The organism is Actinomycetospora sp. (assembly GCF_055612215.1).
Map to the genome: position 1 here is coordinate 1 of NZ_JBVPVA010001109.1, position 1,112 is coordinate 1,112.

Genomic DNA, 1,112 nt, shown 5'->3' on the forward strand with positions numbered 1-1,112 from the left:
CGGGGGCAAGGCGCCGTGGCCGGGGTTCGCCGAGGTCGACGTGGCCGGGCTGGCGACCGCGCTGGGCTGTCCGGCGCGGCGGGTCGGGACCCACGGCGAGCTGGTGGAGCTCCTCGACGAGGTCGTCCCCGGGCTCGCCGCCCGAGAGACCCCGCTGGTCGCCGTCTGCACGCTCCGCGCTCCCCAGGCCTGACCCCGCCCGGAGCCTCCCCCGCCGAGTGGACCCAGGCGGCTGCGGTGGGCGCCCCATGGGTCCACTCGGGCCGGGAGCCGGCCCGTCCGCCAGCCGAGTGGACCGTCATGGCTGCGGCGACACCCGGCGCGGCCCGACGGGCCGAGAGCCAGGCCGTGCCAGCGGCAGACAACCCTGCGGGTCCACTCGGTGCCCTCGGCTGGACGGAGGCCTTTCTCACGGGCGTGTGACAACGGAAAGTCGCGATCGGCGTCCGGCGTCATCGTCTCGTGAACCTCGTGGAACACGCCTTCCTGCCCGCTCGGGGCTGTGCCTGACTCGGTGGCGGATTGGTCGGACCACTCGACCTCTCGGACCACGCCCGGCCCGGCCGAAGCAGGGATCCCATGCGACTGCGACTCCCGAACGAGATCATCTCCTCCGTCCTCGCCGCGACCACCGCCTTCATTGGTGGCAACGCCCTCGACCTCCCGGTCTGGGGCATCTTCATCGGCTGGGCCGCGACCTTCCTCGCGGGCGGCCCGCACCGCGCGACGCTGGTGAAGCTGTGGCCGACGATGGCCGCCGGCTCGACGTTCGCGCTGGTCATCGTCCTGCTCGACTCCGCGCTGAAGCCGGCCTCCGGGCAGCTCGCCCAGGACGCCGTGCTGGCCGTGATCATCCTCGTCGTCAACACCGCGCTGATGTACGCAGGACGGACCCGGGTGCTCGCGCTGATCCCGGGCATGTTCCTCGGGTTCGCGTCCTACTTCGCGACGGTGTTCGGCGGGTTCGGCTTCGCGCCGGCGAACCCGTGGGCGGCGTGGGTGTCGGTGCTGGCGATGAACGCGCTCGGGCCGGTCTTCGCGCTCGTCGCCCATACGCTGGCCGCACGCCGGGACGACGACGCCGCCGACGAGGTCGCGGGGGCGTCGTCCAC

Annotated in this window: 2 protein-coding genes; both read left to right on the plus strand. The window is 73.5% G+C overall.

Features of this window, described 5'->3' with window-relative positions; translation table 11 throughout:
- Positions 1-193 (plus strand): hypothetical protein (locus tag AC0CYZ_RS29920; RefSeq protein WP_472221750.1); only part of this gene is annotated, 193 nt, incomplete at its 5' end.
- A 386-nt stretch (positions 194-579) separates the two neighbouring features.
- Positions 580-1,112: DUF1097 domain-containing protein (locus AC0CYZ_RS29925; RefSeq protein ID WP_472221751.1), on the plus strand; the 533-nt coding region annotated here is incomplete at its 3' end.